Origin of the sequence: Variovorax trehalosi (genome assembly GCF_051216415.1) — a bacterium.
GTDB lineage: Bacteria > Pseudomonadota > Gammaproteobacteria > Burkholderiales > Burkholderiaceae_C > Variovorax.
On the sequence record NZ_JBPJZG010000011.1, the window covers coordinates 84,905 to 101,986 of the forward strand.

General features: G+C 66.8%; 12 protein-coding genes. 9 read left to right on the forward strand and 3 right to left on the reverse strand.

Annotated features, from left to right (window positions below; genetic code table 11):
- Positions 1-39: 39 nt before the first annotated feature.
- From ACSFA7_RS30720 to ACSFA7_RS30730, 3 genes are read right to left on the reverse strand one after another with little or no spacing between them, the layout of a single operon-like run.
- Complete coding sequence (locus ACSFA7_RS30720; protein ID WP_435502844.1) at positions 40-2,697, reverse strand: DUF2169 family type VI secretion system accessory protein; 2,658 nt, start codon at positions 2,695-2,697, stop codon at positions 40-42.
- A 6-nt stretch (positions 2,698-2,703) separates the two neighbouring features.
- Positions 2,704-3,147: a hypothetical protein gene (locus ACSFA7_RS30725; protein ID WP_435502845.1), complete on the reverse strand. Its 444-nt coding sequence runs from the start codon at positions 3,145-3,147 to the stop codon at positions 2,704-2,706.
- An 8-nt stretch (positions 3,148-3,155) separates the two neighbouring features.
- Complete coding sequence (locus ACSFA7_RS30730; RefSeq protein ID WP_435502846.1) at positions 3,156-5,498, reverse strand: type VI secretion system Vgr family protein; 2,343 nt, start codon at positions 5,496-5,498, stop codon at positions 3,156-3,158.
- A 339-nt stretch (positions 5,499-5,837) separates the two neighbouring features.
- On the opposite strand from ACSFA7_RS30730, the gene tssA reads away from it, so the two are divergent.
- The 9 genes from tssA (at position 5,838) to tssH (ending at position 17,075) form a co-directional block, all read left to right on the forward strand.
- On the forward strand, positions 5,838-6,932 hold the full coding sequence (gene tssA / locus ACSFA7_RS30735; protein WP_435502847.1) for a type VI secretion system protein TssA: 1,095 nt from the start codon (positions 5,838-5,840) through the stop codon (positions 6,930-6,932).
- Positions 6,933-7,020: 88 nt separating this feature from the next.
- Positions 7,021-7,593, forward strand: a complete 573-nt coding sequence (gene tssB, locus ACSFA7_RS30740; RefSeq protein ID WP_435502848.1) for a type VI secretion system contractile sheath small subunit — start codon at positions 7,021-7,023, stop codon at positions 7,591-7,593.
- Positions 7,594-7,625: 32 nt separating this feature from the next.
- Positions 7,626-9,134, forward strand: a complete 1,509-nt coding sequence (gene tssC, locus ACSFA7_RS30745; protein WP_435502849.1) for a type VI secretion system contractile sheath large subunit — start codon at positions 7,626-7,628, stop codon at positions 9,132-9,134.
- Positions 9,135-9,179: 45 nt separating this feature from the next.
- Entirely contained in the window at positions 9,180-9,662 is a 483-nt protein-coding gene (locus tag ACSFA7_RS30750; RefSeq protein WP_280810829.1) for an Hcp family type VI secretion system effector, read from the forward strand.
- 169 nt (positions 9,663-9,831) lie between these two features.
- The gene (locus ACSFA7_RS30755; RefSeq protein WP_435502850.1) at positions 9,832-10,695 is read left to right on the forward strand and encodes a type VI secretion system accessory protein TagJ; all 864 of its coding nucleotides are present in this window, start codon (positions 9,832-9,834) and stop codon (positions 10,693-10,695) included.
- A gap of 5 nt (positions 10,696-10,700) precedes the next feature.
- A complete protein-coding gene (gene tssE / locus ACSFA7_RS30760) occupies positions 10,701-11,252 on the forward strand; it encodes a type VI secretion system baseplate subunit TssE (protein ID WP_435502954.1) in 552 nt (183 codons plus the stop codon).
- A complete protein-coding gene (tssF, locus tag ACSFA7_RS30765) occupies positions 11,252-13,123 on the forward strand; it encodes a type VI secretion system baseplate subunit TssF (RefSeq protein WP_435502851.1) in 1,872 nt (623 codons plus the stop codon). The genes tssE and tssF overlap by 1 nt, the downstream gene beginning before the upstream one ends.
- A complete protein-coding gene (gene tssG / locus ACSFA7_RS30770) occupies positions 13,120-14,316 on the forward strand; it encodes a type VI secretion system baseplate subunit TssG (RefSeq protein WP_435502852.1) in 1,197 nt (398 codons plus the stop codon). The genes tssF and tssG overlap by 4 nt, the downstream gene beginning before the upstream one ends.
- A complete protein-coding gene (gene tssH / locus ACSFA7_RS30775) occupies positions 14,313-17,075 on the forward strand; it encodes a type VI secretion system ATPase TssH (RefSeq protein WP_435502853.1) in 2,763 nt (920 codons plus the stop codon). Before tssG ends, tssH begins: the two co-directional genes overlap by 4 nt.
- The last annotated feature ends 7 nt before the right edge of the window (positions 17,076-17,082 follow it).

The window sequence follows — 17,082 nt, forward strand, 5'->3', positions numbered from 1 at the left end:
GTTCGCCTCCGCGGGTCTTTGCTGCCAGTTCGTCCCGCGTCATCGCACGGGGTCCGCGGCGCGGCGTGGGAGGGTCTTGGCCTGCTCGAGGTACGCGCCACGTGTCTCGGTGACGTGGTCGATCAGGGCCTGCGACACATCGGCGCGAAACAGGTTGGCCTCGCGCAGGTCGGTGCCGATCAGGCGGGCCTTCTGGAGGCTGGCATGCATGAGGTTGGCGCCGCGCAGCGCGGCGTGTGTGAAGTCGCAGCGGATGAACAGGCTTTCAGGTGCGTCGGCTGCGCTCAGGTCGGCGCCGGTGAAGCTGCAGGCAGAGAAGTCGCAGGTATCGAGCGTGGCGCGCACGAAGCGGGTGCCGTCGAGCGCCATCTCGCGCAGGCCGCATTGCACCAGCGTCGCGCCTTCGAAGTCCGCGTTGCGCAAGCTGCTGGTGCCGACGAAGCAGGTGGTGCGCAGCGTCGCTTCGCGGAACACGATGCCGTCGTCGCCCGGCGTATGGGCCCAGGCGCAGGCTTCGAGCTGCGCCCGTGTGAAGTCCAGCCGCGCGGCGACGCACGAGATCAACCCGACCTTGTGCAGGACCGCGCCGCGGAAGCTGCAGTCCCGCAGGTTGCTCTGTTCGATGAAGGTCACATAGGCGAAACGGGCCTCGTCGAAACTGCAGCGCTCGACGTGTATGCCCAGGAACGTGAGGTGCTCGAGCTCGGCGCCCCCGAAATCGCAGGCCTCGAAGCGAGCCTTCTCGACCGCGGTTTCATGCAGATGCGCTCCGGCGAACACCGTGTGCAGGCACTGCGCCAGGCTCAGGTTGGCGCGGTGCAGCACACAGCCGGCCAGCGACGCGCGCGACAGGTGCGCGCGCACCAGCACGGCCTCGGTGGCGTCGGCTCCGTCGAGCCGGGCATCCTCGAGGTTCGCGTTCTCGAACAGCGTCCGGTGCAGGCGCGCGCCGCGCAGGTCCATGCCCGAGAGGTCGGCGCCCGTGAGGTCCATCTCCGAAAGATCGCGCGTGGTGGCCATGACCTCCTGGACACGCCGGCGCGCCTCGGCGGCGCGTTCGGCGGACATGGCGTCGGCCGCGGACTGGTGCTGCGCGCCCACGCGGTACATGTCGAGCAGCCCGCGCTGGCCCTTTTCCACCACCTGCGCAAACTCCCGCTGTTGCGCCGGCGGAAGGGGCGCAGTGCCCGTGGACTGTGCAATGCCGAACATGCCCCTGAGCGCGCCCTGTGCGTCGATGGAGGGCGGCCCCTTGGTCGTTGCCCGATCGATGCTTTCCACCAGGTCGCCGGTGTCGAAGCCGACCTTGCGCGATTCCACCGCGTTGCGCCGGCCCAGCCGCTGGAGCTCCTGGCGGCCTTCTTCGAGCTTGCGCCGCTGGTCCTGCGCGAAGATCCGCGTGCGTTCGATGAAGGCGGGCAGTTCGGCGAGCGTCGGGGCCTTGCGGAAGGGCTCGGGCAGCGGCCGTTCGCGCAGCAGGCGTGGATCGTGGCCGGCTTCGCGGGCCTTATGCATCATGTCTTCGCGCAGGCGATCGCCGCGTTCGCGCATGTTGCGCACGAGCGCGGATTCTTCGGCGTCGTCCAGCGTGTCGAGCCAGGGGCCGATGGCTTCGAGGGGCAGCAGTTCATCGTCGCACGCCGCGTACAGCGCGCCAGTCTCGGGATGGCAACGGCGCTGCAGGATCTCGAAGTAGTGCGCAATCGGGCGTTGCGGTTCGCCGGCGCGCTCGATGGCCGGCATCACGTGAGTGACGTCGTCGGCATCGTCCTCGGCGATGTCGATCTCGCCGTGATAGATCAGCGCCACCTGCGCGTGGTGAGGAAAGAACCATGCCGTGGTGTGGCGCATGGGCACTTCGTCGAAGTGCTCCGGGTCCCGGCCGGTACCCGTCTTGCGGGCGATGAAGGCGCGCGCCCGCCAGTCCGGAAGCCGGCCGCTCTGCAGGGGCTGGGTGGGGTGCATGTTCCAGATTTCGTAGGGAGTGCCGCTCGGGATGCTGTCGCGCCCGGTCCAGCGTTGCTCGGGCGGTGCGGCATTGAAGAAGTGCCAGTCCATGTCCTCGGAGAAACCGGGGAACAGGTTGTCGCGCCAGTGGGCGTCGTAGTGCCGTCCGATCAGGCGCATGCGGCTCGGGCGCGCCAGGTGGATGGCGTCGAAGCAGGCCGGCTCCACCTCGCGGTCCGGGCGGTCCAGGCGCCGATGCGGGTTCTCGATGTTGGGCACGCGCTGCACGGTGAGGCCGTTGACGGTCTCGTGAGCGTGGCCGATGCCGGCCGGGTTCTCCACAAAGCTCGGTCCACCGTAGGCGCGCGTCCAGTCCAGGCGCATCGATTCGAAGGGCTGCGGTGCGGTGGCCTGGCCGTCGAGCCAGAAGCGGTCGCCGAACACCAGCAGTTGTCGCGTGAGCTCGCCGACCCGCAGCGCGACGGCGCAGGCGGTCTTTTCCTTCTGGTGGTGGGTGTAGGCATGGCCGGTCGCGAGGAACTCGGCACAGACCTTGGGCATGCCCAGGTCGATGGCACCCGTGGGACCGAGCTCCTCGGCGGCGACCTTCCAGAACTCAGGTTCGGGCAGGAGCACCGGCGCTTCGCCCATCGACACCATGCCCATCAGGGTCACGCCCAGCCGCTGGCGGCCGTCGCGGAGGAAGGGGCGGGTGATGAGGCTCAGCCGGAGGGGTTTGACGGTCTTCACAGGTCGCTAGCCCCGCGCAGGCGGCACTTCCAGCGGCGTGCGTTGCCTGTCCACCGACACCACCGACGGATGGTCGGGGTCCTGCATGAGATGGATGGTCGCGCCGGGCACCGCGAGGCGCGGCAACAGCAGCTCGTCGATCAGCGTCCTGAGCACCACGGTCGGCACCTGGGAGGGAGGGCGCATCTGCAGCGTCAGCTCGAGCGCCACCATGCGTTGGCCGTGGCTGCCCGGGCTGGTGAGCTGGTGTTCGGAGCGCCGCACCTGTGTCACGGTGCCCTGGGCAGCCACGCCGGCGCTGCCGAGGCTTTTGCCGATGCGCCGCTCCCGGCTGTACTTGCGCTGCTCGCTCGTGGCGGCCACCACTACCGCGACGCCGGACAGCAACGCCCCGCCCATCATCACGGCGAAGACACCCCAGAGAATCTGCTCCCAGATGGCCATTGGCAATGGGCGGCTCAGACCTTGATGGTCATGGCCTTGGCGAAGAAGGCCAGGCCGCCACTGGCGATCTTCATCCCGATGTTGGCGACCTTGAGCGCCGTGCCCTTGATCTCGGTCGCCTCGTTCTGCGCCCGGAACACCGCCACGTCCAGACGCACTGCGGAGAACTGCGAATTGAGAATGTAGTTCTGCTGGCGCAGTCCCCAGAGGTCCAGCGCCACCCCGACCGCGGAGAACCGGAATCCCACGCCGCCCGCGCGGCGCAGGCGCCAGTCGCTGCTCTGCGCGTAGTTGTTGACGTAGGTCTTCGAATTGTTCGTGTAGTCGTTGGTGAGGTTGTTGTACGTGTTCGACGTCGTGTTGTAGACGTTGGTATTGATGACGTGCTGCGTCGTGTTGTGGATGTGGTTCGTCGTGTTGAAGGTCACGTCCGGCGAGGTGTGCACCGTCGGACCGGTCACCGTGGTGGTCGAGGGGCCGTTGACCAGCACCGTGTTCGAGGTGTTGATCGTGTCGTTGCGGCCCGCGCTCACGAAACGGATTTCCTGCCCGTCGATGGTGCCGTTGAAGCCGCCGGTGATGGCGAGCTTGACGCCGCCGGTGATGGTGTCGTTCAGGCCGCCGCTGAGCATGCGCGTCTTGCCGCCGGAGATCGTCTGGTTCACGCCGCCGCTGATGGTTTCGCCGAAACCGCCTGTCACATCGCGCGTGTCGCCACCGGTGATGGTTTCCTTCGCACCCGCTGTGATGTCGCGCGTCTCGCCGCTCTGGTAGGTGGCCGACTCATGACCCTTGATCAGGGTGGTGCGGGTGCCGCCGGTGGTATGGGTCTCGTCGGCCTCGACCTCCACGTCGAGGTTGCGCTCTGCGTGCAGCAGGATCTGTTCGGCGCCCGTGCGGTCTTCGAAGCGCAGCATGTTGGCCTGGTTGGCAGCACCGCCGGTGCTCGAACGTGTGAGGATGCCGCTGGCCGTGGCGTTGGCGGGCAGCTCCCAGGGCGGCATCTGGTCGCTGTTGTAGACGCGGCCGGTGATGATGGGTCGGTCGGGCTCGCCGCCGATGAAATCGACGATCACTTCCTGGCCCACGCGCGGCATGTGCATCGTGCCGTAGTTGGCGCCGGCCCAGTTGCTCGACACACGCACCCAGCAGGAGCTGTTCTCGTCGGACTGGCCGTAGCGGTCCCAGCGGAACTGCAGCTTCACGCGGCCGAAGCGGTCGGTCCAGATCTCCTCGGGGCCGACGACGGTGGCGGTCTGCGGGCCGTTGGTGCGCGGCTTGGGCGTCCTGCGCGTGGGGCGGTAGGCGACGGTGGAGGGCAGCACGGTGAAGTCGAACTCGCACACCGATTCGGCGCTGCCGCCGCTCGAATACTCGGGCTCCTGCAGGTCGTAGCGGGTCTCGGTGACGAGGTACTCGCGGTTGTCGGCTTCGCGCGGGCAGTGCGTCATCTCGAACAGGTAGCCCGGTGCCATGCCCAGGACATTGGTGTGTCCCGAAGCCAGTTCGTGCGCGCACTGCAGCTCCTGCAGGCGGACCTTGGCGTAGGCATCGCCTTGCCCGTGCTCGCTGTAGCCGCCGAGCCATTCGTAGACTTCGTAGGTCGAATGCTCGTGGCCCTTCGGGTCCTGCTGCACGCTTTGCAGCGAGGCGCGCGACTTCCTGAAGTCGAAGTCATCCAGCATCACGCGGCCCGAGGTGATCTGCTCGGCGATGCGCCACCGGTCGATGCACGGCTCCATCGCGTTGACCACGCGGTCGCGCGGACGGTAGGGAATGGTCGCGTGGCCCGGCAGCCTGGCGTAGCCGCCTGTGTCGTCGGCCAGCACCAGCAGGTGCGCGCCGTTGCTGTGCTCGAAGTGATAGGCGATGCCTTCGTGCTCCATGAGGCGGCTCACGAAGGCGAAGTCGCTCTCCTGATACTGCACGCAGTATTCCCACGGGCGGTAGCTGCCGGCCAGGCGCTTCTCGAACTGGAAGCCGTACTTGCCCAACACATCGTCGAGCACCTCGGGCACGCTCTTGTTCTGGAAGATGCGGCAGTCGGTGGTGCGCGTGAGGTACCAGAGCCAGGGCTGCACCAGTGCACGGTAGATGTAGTGGCGGCCGGTTTCGTTGGCGCGGCCGACGAGTTCGAAGCGCACCACGGTGCCGTTGAGAAAACGCGGTGCGCCGCCATCCCGCAGTTCGATCGTGAGCGATGTGCCCAGCAGCGTCTTCAGGTCGAGGCTGAAGCTCGTGCTGACCATGTCCACCTCGAACTCGAACAGTTGCGAGAGGCCTTCATGCCCACGCATGGCGCGGAACTTGAGTTGCTCTGCACTGAGTGCGGTGTGAACCTGGACGGTGCGCGTCATTCGGAATTTCCCTGACCCTTGGAGCTTTTTGCGGTTGCAAGCCTTCGGGGCAGTCTAGAAATTCGTTATGTCATATGCATGACGTGGGCCTGCTGTGGCCTCTGTAAACCCAGCGCGCGAACACCTTGCGGCGCGCCTGCATCGAGGTCTCGCGCATGACCCTGTCATCGGCCGCGCGCGTTCGCGTGTGCTTGGTTGTAGGCCTTCTGTGTAATGTTCAAAGGAGGTTGTACTTCTTTGGATTTCATTGCCGCGCGTTGCATTCGGTTGCGGTTGACCATGCTTCTCGTTCCCCTCAAGATAACAAGTGTTGACGATGGTTAATACAAGGGGGACCGGTTGTTGCCGAGTGAGATCGATTTGTTGCAGTCGCCTGTCCAAGGCCCGCTTCCGTGTGGCGAAGATCTGGAGTACGACCCCGATTTCATGGCGTTGCAACAGGCGACGACGGGCAAGCGAGAGCAACAGTTCGGCGCAACGATCATTCCCGCAGAGCCTCCCGACTGGGCCCGCGTGGAACGCATTGCCAGGCAGCTGTGCGAACGCACGCGCGACCTGCGGGTGCTGGTTCCGCTGACTCTGGCATGGACCGAGACGCGCGGCCTGTCCGGCTATGTCGACGGCCTTCGGCTGGTCGATGTGGTGCTGCAGAAATTCTGGAACGACGTGTACCCGCGCGTCGTTGCCGATGGCTTCGAAGACCCGCTGCCGCGCATGAACGCGCTGGCTGCGCTGGCTGAAACCGAAGGGCTCGGGCGCAGCGTGCGCGACGCGCGCCTTCTCGACGATGGGGGTTCGTCGGTGAGCCTGCGGCAGGTCGAGGCCCTGCTCGATTCGAGCAAGGCCGATCAGATCGACTACCCGGGGGGTATCGGCCGGTTGCGTGAAGCGGCACGCCGCGCGCACGAGAAGGCAACGCCCGCGGTGGTGGCCTTGCGCGCCGCGCTGGAACTGTTGCAGCGCATTCGCGAGACCTCCGAGCGCGCACTGGGACAGAGTTGGGCGCCGGATTTCTCCCGGCTCGAACGCTCGCTTCGCACCGTGATGCAGTTGCTGCCCGAGCAGGCGCAGCCCGATCCGGTGCCAAGCCCTCCGGGGGAGAGCGACGTGAATCCACAAGGTACTGCGCAGTCTTCTTCGAGCGCGCAGGCCACGGCCACTGGTGCTGCAAGTGGCGGCGCAGGCCTACGCGCACCCGGTATTAAAGAGATTGAAATATCGAGCCGCGATGATGTGCAGGTGCTGTTGGAGAAGGCTTGCCAGTACCTGGAGCGCACGGAGCCCAGTCATCCGGCGCCCATGCTGATACGGCGAGCGCAAAGACTCATGGACCTCAATTTCTTCCAGATCATCGAAGAGCTTGTGCCCGAGGGATTGCAAAAGATAGAGAGCCTGGCCGGACGGCCATTGAACGGCGGGCCCAACCCGGAATAGGCGGCCGTTGCCGCAGATGCCGGAGGCGCGAAGCCGGCAGGACAGACAGTCAGGTCCGACCCACGCATTCAGTTTCAAGAGGAAGCTTATGGCAGACAACCGTGTCAGAAACAGTGGTCAGAAGTTCATCGCGCGGAACCGGGCGCCGCGCGTGCAGATCGAGTACGACGTCGAGATCTACGGCAGCGAACGCAAGATCCAGCTGCCCTTCGTGATGGGCGTGATCGCCGACCTCGCGGGCAAGCAGATGGACCCGATGCCCGATCTGGCCGAGCGCGATTTCATGGAAGTCGACATCGACAACTTCGACGACCGCATGAAGTCGATCAAGCCGCGCGTGGCGTTCCAGGTGCCCAACACGCTCACGGGCGAAGGCCAGATGAATGTCGACATCACCTTCGACACCATGGACGACTTTTCGCCCGCGCGCATTGCGGGCCAGGTGGGGGCGTTGCAGCAACTGCTGGCGGCACGCACCGAACTGTCGAACCTGCTCTCGTACATGGACGGCAAGAATGGCGCAGAGCAACTGATCGCGCAGGCGTTGCAGAACCCCGAACTCCTCAAGTCGCTGGCATCGGCGCCCAACCCGGCGGTGGCGAAGGCGGTCGATGCTGCGAACGAGAAGGCTGGCCATGCGCCCAGCGGTTCTTCCGAGTAAACGCACAGCAAGCCGACGACAGGATCTCCACCATGAGCACCGCACCCAAACAGACAGCACGCGCACAGACCATCTCGGTCGATGCGCTTGAGCCGAACGAGTTCTCCGACCTCCTGCAGCGCGAGTTCAAACCCAAGACCGAGCAGGCGCGCGAGGCGGTGCAGAACGCCGTCAAGACGCTCGCCGTGCAGGCGCTGGAGAGCACGGTCACCATCTCCAACGATGCCTATCGCACTGTTCAGGGCATCATCACCGAGATCGACCGCAAGCTTTCCGAGCAGATCAACCAGATCCTGCACCACGAGGACTTCCAGCAGCTCGAGGGCGCATGGCGCGGCCTGCATTACCTGGTGAACAACACCGAGACCGACGAGCAACTCAAGATCCGCGTGATGTGCGCCTCCAAGCGCGAAGTGGCGCGTTCGCTCAAGCGCCACAAGGGCATCGGCTGGGACCAGAGCCCGCTGTTCAAGAAGGTCTACGAGGCCGAATACGGCCAGTTCGGCGGCGAGCCCTTCGGCGCGCTGATCGGCGACTTCCACTTCGACCACAGCCCGCCCGATGTCGAGATGCTCGGCGAGATGGCCAAGATCGCCGCGGCCGCGCACTGCCCCTTCATCGCCGGCGCATCCCCCACCGTGATGCAGATGGACTCGTGGCAAGAACTGTCGAACCCGCGCGACCTCACCAAGATCTTCCAGAACACCGAGCACACCGCATGGCGCTCGCTACGCGAATCGGAAGATGCGCGCTACATCGGCCTGGCCATGCCGCGCTTCCTGGCGCGCCTGCCGTATGGCGCGCGCACCAACCCGGTCGATGAATTCGAATTCGAGGAAGAAACCGATTCGGCTGCGCACACCCGCTACACCTGGGCCAACTCGGCCTATGCGATGGGCGTGAACATCAACCGCTCGTTCAAGCAGTATGGTTGGTGCACGTCGATCCGCGGCGTGGAGTCGGGCGGCGCGGTGGAGAACCTGCCCACCCACACCTTCCCCACCGACGACGGCGGCGTGGACATGAAGTGCCCCACCGAGATCGCCATCAGCGACCGGCGCGAGGCCGAACTCGCCAAGAACGGCTTCATGCCGCTGGTGCACCGCAAGAACTCCGACTTCGCGGCCTTCATCGGCGCGCAGTCGCTGCAGCAGCCGGCCGAGTACTACGACGCCGACGCCACCGCCAACGCGAACCTCGCGGCGCGCCTGCCGTACCTGTTCGCGTGCTGCCGCTTCGCGCACTACCTCAAGTGCATCGTGCGGGACAAGATCGGTTCGTTCCGCGAGCGCGAGGACATGGAGCGCTGGCTCAACGACTGGATCATGAACTACGTGGACGGCAGCCCCGGCACGTCGTCGCAGGACACGAAGGCAATGAAGCCGCTGGCGGCGGCGGAGGTCCAGGTGGAAGCCATCGAGGACAACCCCGGCTACTACGCCGCCAAGTTTTTTCTCCGGCCGCACTATCAGCTCGAAGGGCTGACGGTTTCCTTGCGGCTGGTTTCGAAGCTGCCGTCCAACAAGAAGGACAGCAGCTAAATCAACGGTGCTCCACGAGGGCGCAAATAACTTTGGGGGTTAATCATGGCAGTAGACATGTTCATGCGCGTCGAGGGCGCGAACGGCGAATCCAAGGACTCGAACCACAAGGATTGGAGCGATATCAAGTCGTTCGCGTGGGGTGCAACGCAGCCTGGCAACATGGTCAGCGGCGGTGGCGGCGGTGTGGGCAAGGCCAGCTTCAACGACCTGCAGGTGCTCGCGCGCATCGACAAGGCGGCGCCTTCCATCTTGAAGAACTGCGCAAGCGGCAAGCACCTGAGCAAGGTCGAGGTGTCGCTGTGCAAGGCCGGCGGCACGCAGATCGAATACACGCGCGTCACGCTCGAGGAAGTGCTGGTCACCTCGGTGCAGTACACGGCAGAGCAGGGCGGCGATGCGGTGCTGGTGCAGTTCGCGTTCCAGGCCGCCAAGGTCAAGCAGCAGTACTGGGAACAGACCGACAAGGGCGGCAAGGGCGCCGAGACGGTGCTGGCCTGGAACCTCAAGGAAAACAAGGAGGGCTGAGCCTTCGAGGAAAACAAGGAACGCTGAGCCTTCCTGTTGCCGTCATGCCGGGGGCGGGCCGCGCGAGCAACTCGCGCGCCGATGCAAAGAAGGCCCGCCTTCCAGCCAAGGATCGATCACCACCGCACGGCGCACGCGCCGTGCGCGAGTCAGTCAATGAGGAAGCTTCATGGGAGATGGGTTTGCAGTCCTGGGCGAGCGCTCCGTGGCCGAGCACACCGAATGGGTGCAGCGGCAGATCCGCGCCAGCCCCCAGAACGCCAGCCTGCGCCTTGCCCTGTGCCACTTTCTCGCGCTGCGTGGCGAGTGGCAGCGGGCTGAAGACCAACTCAAGCTCGCGGCGAAGATCGATCCCTCTTTCGCACCGGTGAGTGCCACCTGCGCGATGGCGCTGGCGGCCGAGCGCCACCGCACCGAATTCTGGAATGGCGGCCGCGCGCCGGCTGTCGTTGCCGGCCAGGCCGCCTGGGTCGACGGGCTCATTGCCGCTGCGGTGCTGCCACCCGAACAGGCCGATGAAGCGGCTGCATTGCGCGAAGCGGCGCGGCAGGACGCGCCCGCATCGCAAGGCACGCTGAGCGTCGTCGACCGGTCCGATTCGCGTGCCGTGCAGGCCATCGACGGCGAGCCGGTCGAGACCGCCGAATTCGCCTGGCTCTGCGATGGCGACGTGCGCATCGGTGCCGTGCTGGAACTCCTCACGCCTTCGGGCTATGCGTGGCTGCCGCTGCATGCGGTGCGCCGCCTCAAGTTCAAGCGTCCGCAGCACCTGGTCGACCTGCTGTGGGCGCCGGCCGAGATCGTGCTGCACGACGGCCGTGGGCTCAACGGCCTGGTGCCGATGCGCTATCCGGGCAAGCTCGATGCGCTCGGCGACGAAACCACGCTGGGCCGCCGCACCGACTGGCTGCCGCTGGCCGGCGAAGAGCAGTACGCGGGCGTCGGCCAGCGCACGCTGATCAGCGAAGCCGGCGACCACTCGCTGCTCGATGTGCGGCTCGTCGAATTCGACCTGGAAGGGGCCGCACCGTGAGCACCATGCTGCCCGCCAGCCGCGCAGCCCTGGAGGCCGACGGCGATCCGCAGGAAAGCGTCGCACGCGATCGCCTGCAGCCCGTGCTGCTCGACCGCCTGACCGACAAGCAGCCGCAAAGCCGCCAGGAGCGCGCGGGCAGCTTTCTCATGAGCGGCAAGCTCCTGCGCGACTCGGTGCTGCGCGACCTGCAGTGGCTGCTCAACACCACCAACTTTGGCGCCGAGCACGGCATCAACGCCATGCCGCGCGCGCGGCGCTCGGTCGTCAACTACGGCGTGCGCGGTTGGGCCGGCGGGCGCATGTCGGAGGTCGACTTCGCGGATGTCGAGGCCGCCATCCGCGCCTCGATCATCGACTTCGAGCCGCGCATCATGAAGGACAGCATCGACGTGCGCTGCGTGACCGATGCGACCGACCTCGAGCACCACAATCTGCTCGCGCTGGAGATCCGCGGCACGCTGTGGTCGGTGCCTTACCCCATCGAATTCATCCTGCGATCGGAACTCGACCTCGAAAGCGGCCACATGATCCTGCGGCCGACGGGAGGGCTCTGATGGACGCGCGGCTGCTCGACTACTACAACCGCGAGCTCACCTACATGCACGAGCTCGGGGCCGAGTTCGCGCAGCGTTATCCGAAGATCGCGGGTCGCCTGGGCATGCGCGGGATCGAGGTCAGCGACCCGTATGTCGAACGCCTGCTCGAAGGCTTCAGCTTTCTCACCGCGCGCATCCAGCTCAAGATGGACGCGGAGTTCCCGCGCTTCTCGCAGCGCCTGCTGGAGGTGGTGTACCCCAACTTCCTCGCACCGCTGCCCGCGATGGCGGTGGTGCAGATCGACGGCAACCTCAACGAAGGCTCGCTGAAGGCGGGCTACGAATTGCCGCGGCACACCATCCTGCGCGGCCGCATGATCAAGGGCGAGCAGACGGCCTGCGAGTTCCGCACCGGCCACGCCGTCACGCTGTGGCCCATCAGGATCGCCGAGGCCAGCATCGGCCCGGTGCCGGCGGAGATCGGGCATGCGATGCCGATGGTGGCGCGCCAGGCCAAGAGCGCGATCACCATCAAGCTCGAAGCGGTGGGCGGCGCCCGGTTCTCCGAGATGCCGCTCGACCGGCTCGAGTTCTTTCTCTCCGGCGCCGAGCTGCATGCGCTGCGCGTGCTCGAGCTCGTGGCGCACCACAGCGTGGGCACCGTGTGCCGCAGCGGACCGGGCGCCACGGCGCGCATCGTGCCGCTGGGCGACGAGGCCATCCGGCACGAAGGGTTCGATCCCGACCAAGCCCTGCTGCCCTACGACGCGCGCTCGTTCCAGGGCTATCGGCTGTTGCACGAGTACTTCGCGTTTCCTGATCGCTACCTGTTCTTCAGTGTGAAGAACCTGCGCGCGGCCGTCTCGGCCATCGGCGGCAGCACGATGGAGATCGTGATCCTCCTGGACCGCGCCGACGGCGACCTGGAGCGGCTGGTGGACGCCAAGCACTTCTCGCTTTTCTGTACGCCCATCATCAACCTCGTGCCGCGCCGCAGCGACCGCATTCCGGTCGGCCCCGGCCAGCACGAGCACCATGCGGTGATCGACCGCACGCGGCCGCGCGACTTCGAGATTTTCACCGTCGAGCGCGTCACCGGCCACATGGCCAACGGCTCGGAGGAGCGCGAGTTCCGCCCCTTCCTCGGCTCGTTCGCGACCGACGACGGCGACTTCGGCGCCTACTTCTCGCTGCGCCGCGAACCGCGCCTGGTGTCCGACCGCGCACGCGCGCAGGGCACGCGCACCAGCTACACCGGCAGCGAGGTCTACGTGTCGCTGGTGGACCAGCACGACGCGCCGTTTCCGCACAGCCTGAGGCACATCACGCTCGATGCGCTGTGCACCAACCGCGACCTGCCATTGCTGCTGCCGACGGGGCTCGAATCGGACTTCACGCTGCGCATCTCGGCGCCCGTGCGCTCGATCCGCATCCTGCGCGGCCCGTCGCGACCCTATCCGGCGCTCGCGGAAGGCGCGCTCACTTGGCGGCTCATCAGCCACCTGGGTCTCAACTACCTGAGCCTGACCGACGTCGATGCCACGCAGGGCGCCGCGGCGCTGCGCGAGATGCTCGATCTCTACGGCAACCTTGCCGACCCTGCAGTACGCCGCCAGATCCAGGGCGTGCGCTCGATGGCGCTGGCGCCGGTGTTCCGCCGCCTGCCCGAGCCGGGGCCGATCGTCTTCGGGCGCGGCGTGGAGGTGGCGCTCAAGATCGACGAGGTCGCGTTCTCCGGCGCGAGCCCTTATCTTTTCGGCGCGGTGCTGGAGCAGTTCTTCAGCCGCCACGTGTCGCTCAACGCCTTCACCGAGTTCGCGCTCTCCAGCCTGCAGCGCGGCGAAATCGCGCGCTGGACCCCACGGGTCGGACGCCGCCCCGCCGTATGAGTGCAGCCGGCTTCTCCGACGACATGCAACAGGCCGCGCAGGCGGTGGGCGAGGAGGTGTTCGAGGCGCATTCGTTCGACGAACCCGCCGGCCACGAGACGCCGGAGATCGCGACGACGGGCCGCCGCGATGCGCTGCTGGCCGACCCCGCGCTGTGGGCTGGCCTGGTCGATCAACCCTTCGAGCACGACCTGTTCATGCTGCTGCGCCGCCTCGACGCGCACGGCGACCATCCGCTGCTGGGCCGTGCGCCACGCCCCTCGGACGAGCCGCTGCGCCTCGGGCAGGAGCCCTCGATGGCCTTCGCGCCGTCGAACGTGTCGGGCGTCGATATCGATGGCGACGGGCCGCCGCGCATCTCGATCTACGGCTTCGGCTTGTTCGGCCCCAACGGCCCGCTGCCGCTGCACCTGACCGAGTACGCGCGCGAACGCAAGCGCCACCACAACGACCACACGCTCAGCGCATTCGCCGACCTGTTCCACCACCGGCTCATCCTGCTGTTCTACCGGGCCTGGGCCGATGCGCAGTCGGTCAACAGCCTGGACCGCCCCGACGGCCACCGCTTCGTCGACTACGTGGCGAGCCTCATGAACATGGGGCAGCCGGGCCTGAAGGAACGCGACCGCATTGCCGACCATGCGCGCACCTTCATGGCGGGCCACCTCGTGCGCCAAACGCGCAACCCCGAGGGGCTGATCCAGATCCTGCGCCTGTACTTCGACGTGCCCGTGCGCGTCGAGGAATTCGTGAGCGACTGGGTGATGATCGACGAGCGCCAGGTGAGCCGGCTCGGCCTCTTCGGACGCAACCACCAGCTGGGCGGCGGCGCCACCATCGGCCTGGCTGTGCGCGATGCGCAGAGCAAATTTCGCCTCGAACTTGGCCCGCTCTCGCAGCAGCAGTTCCGCGAATTCCTGCCGGGCAGCCGCCGGTTTCAGCAGGTGGTCGACTGGGTGCGGCAGTACGTCGGCATCGAGTTTGCCTGGGAGCTGCGCCTCGTCCTGAAAAAGCAGGAGGCGCGCGGCATGCAACTGGGCGGCGACCAGCGCCTCGGCTGGGGCACCTGGGTCGGCACGCGCCTGTCGGACACCGACGCCGGCGACATGCTGTTCGAGCCCGAGGCACTGTATCCCCGCAACGCATCGGCGGCCGGAGCGCCTGCCGAGTCCGCATCTTCCATGGCCTTATGACCGACATCCGCCGCGTCTCTCTCTTCTCCAAGCTGAACCCGATGCTCTACAAGGCATTGGAGACCGCCACCGCCTTCGCCAAGCTGCGCGGCAATGCCTACGTCGAGCTCGTGCACTGGCTGCACCAGATCCTGCAGCTGCAGGACAGCGACATGCTGCGCATCGTCAAGCGCGCGGGGCTCAACCTCGATGCGGTGGAACAAGACCTCGTGCGCGCGCTCGACCGCCTGCCGCATGGCGCGACATCGATCAGCGACATCTCCGAGCACGTGGACAACGCCGTCGAGCGTGCGTGGGTGTATGCGAGCCTGCGCTTCGAGGCCACGTCGATCCGCGGCGCATATTTGCTGGCCGGCATCATCAAGACACCGGGGCTGCGCCAGGTGCTCTCGGGCATCTCGCGCGAGTTCGACAAGATCGTGCCCGACGTGTTGGTCGCCCAGCTCGCCGCATGGACCGAAGGCTCGCCGGAAGACGAGTACGACGTCGCACCGAGCGTGGGCTCGGGTGGCGGCGCCCCCGCCGTGCAGCACCAGGGCGACGGCGCGCCGGCTGGTGGCTCGGCGCTCGCCAAGTACGCGAGCGATCTCACGGCCAAGGCGCGTGCGGGCGAGCTCGATCCGGTCTACGGCCGCGACGACGAGATCCGCCAGATCATCGACATCCTCATGCGCCGCCGGCAGAACAACCCGCTGCTCACCGGCGAGGCCGGCGTGGGGAAGACGGCGGTGGTTGAAGGCCTGGCCTCGCGCCTCGCCGCAGGCGATGTGCCGCCCTCGCTCAAGGACGTATCGCTGTGGGTGCTCGACCCCACGCTGCTGCAGGCCGGCGCGGGCGTGAAGGGCGAGTTCGAGCAGCGGCTGCGCCAGGTGATCGACGAGGTCGAGAAAAGCCCCAAGCCCATCGTGCTGTTTGTCGACGAAGTGCACACCTTGGTGGGCGCGGGCGGCACGGCCGGCACCGGCGATGCGGCCAACCTGCTCAAGCCCGCGCTCGCGCGCGGCCGGCTGCGCACCATCGGCGCGACCACCTGGTCGGAGTACAAGAAGTACATCGAGAAAGACCCGGCGCTCACGCGGCGCTTCCAGACCATCCAGGTGCACGAGCCCACCGAGCCCAAGGCGGTGATCATGCTGCGCGGCATTTCGGCAGAGCTGGAGAAGCACCACGGCGTGCTGATCCTCGATGCCGCGCTTGAAGCGGCTGTGAGCCTGTCGCACCGCTACATTCCCGCGCGGCAACTGCCGGACAAGGCCGTGAGCCTGCTCGACACAGCATGCGCGCGCGTGGCGCTGAGCCAGCATGCACTGCCGGCTGCGCTCGAAGACCTGCAGCGGCGCATCGAGGTGCTGGGCATCGAGTCGGGCATCGCGGGGCGCGAGGCGGCCATCGGCGTGGGCGAGCATCAGCGCGTCGAAGACATCGCGGCCCAAGTGGCCGCCGCGCAGGCCGAACTCGATCTGCTGGAGCAGCGGCGGCTGGAAGAGAGCGCGCTGGTCGAGCGCATCGTGGCGCTGCGCAAGCTGCTGTCGCCCGCGGCGGTGCCGGTGCAGGCAGAAGCCGAAGCTGAGTCCGAAGTTGAAACCGAAGAGGACGCCGACCCAGTCGGTGAAGCACCGCAAGCCGCTACCGAAACTGCAGAACCCGCCGAACTCGCACGCACCCCCGAAGAAATTCGCGCCGAACTCAACGCGGCGCAAGACAAGCTGGTGCAGTTGCAGGGCGAATCGCCGCTCATCCTCGCCGCCGTCGATGCGCAGGCCATTGCCACCGTCGTGGCCGACTGGACCGGCATTCCCATCGGCCGCATGGTGCGCGACGATGCGCAGTCGGTGCTGCGCCTGGGCGAGATCCTGTCGGCCCGCGTGGTGGCCCAGCCCGATGCGCTGGAGACGATTTCGCGGCGCATCCGTACCGCGCGCGCGCGGCTGGACAACCCCAACAAGCCGGTCGGCGTATTCCTGCTGTGCGGCCCCTCGGGCGTCGGCAAGACGGAGACCGCGCTCGCGCTTTCAGAAGCGCTGTACGGCGGCGAGCAGAACCTCGTGACCATCAACATGAGCGAGTTCCAGGAGTCGCACACCGTCTCCACCTTGAAGGGGGCGCCTCCGGGCTACGTGGGCTATGGCGAAGGTGGCGTGCTCACCGAAGCCGTGCGCCGCAGGCCCTACAGCGTGGTGCTGCTCGACGAGATCGAGAAGGCGCACACCGACGTGCACGAGATCTTCTTCCAGGTGTTCGACAAGGGCTGGATGGAAGACGGAGAAGGCCGCCACATCGACTTTCGCAACACCGTGATCATCATGACCTCCAACGTCGGCACCGACCTGGTCATGCAGCTGTGCGAAGACCCGACGCTTTGCCCCGACCCCGAGCCGCTCGCGGCCGCGCTGCGCGAACCGCTGCTCAAGGTGTTTGCACCCGCGCTGCTCGGGCGGCTGGTTGTAGTGCCTTATTACCCGTTGCAGGCCGATGCGTTGCATCGCATCATCCGTCTTCAACTCGACCGCATCGCCGCGCGGCTCGTGGCGAACCACGGGATTACTTTGGATTACAACGACAGCGCCGTGGAGCTTGTGGCGCGCCGCTGTACCGCCATAGAGTCGGGTGGCCGGATGATCGATGCGATCCTCACGCACACCATCCTGCCCCGATTGAGCGAGGAAGTCATCGGCGCCACCGTCAGTGCGCGCAAGCTCGCCGCCGTGCAACTGAGCGCGGCGGGCGATGACTTTCGCTACGAATTTTCTGAACGCTAGTCGAAGA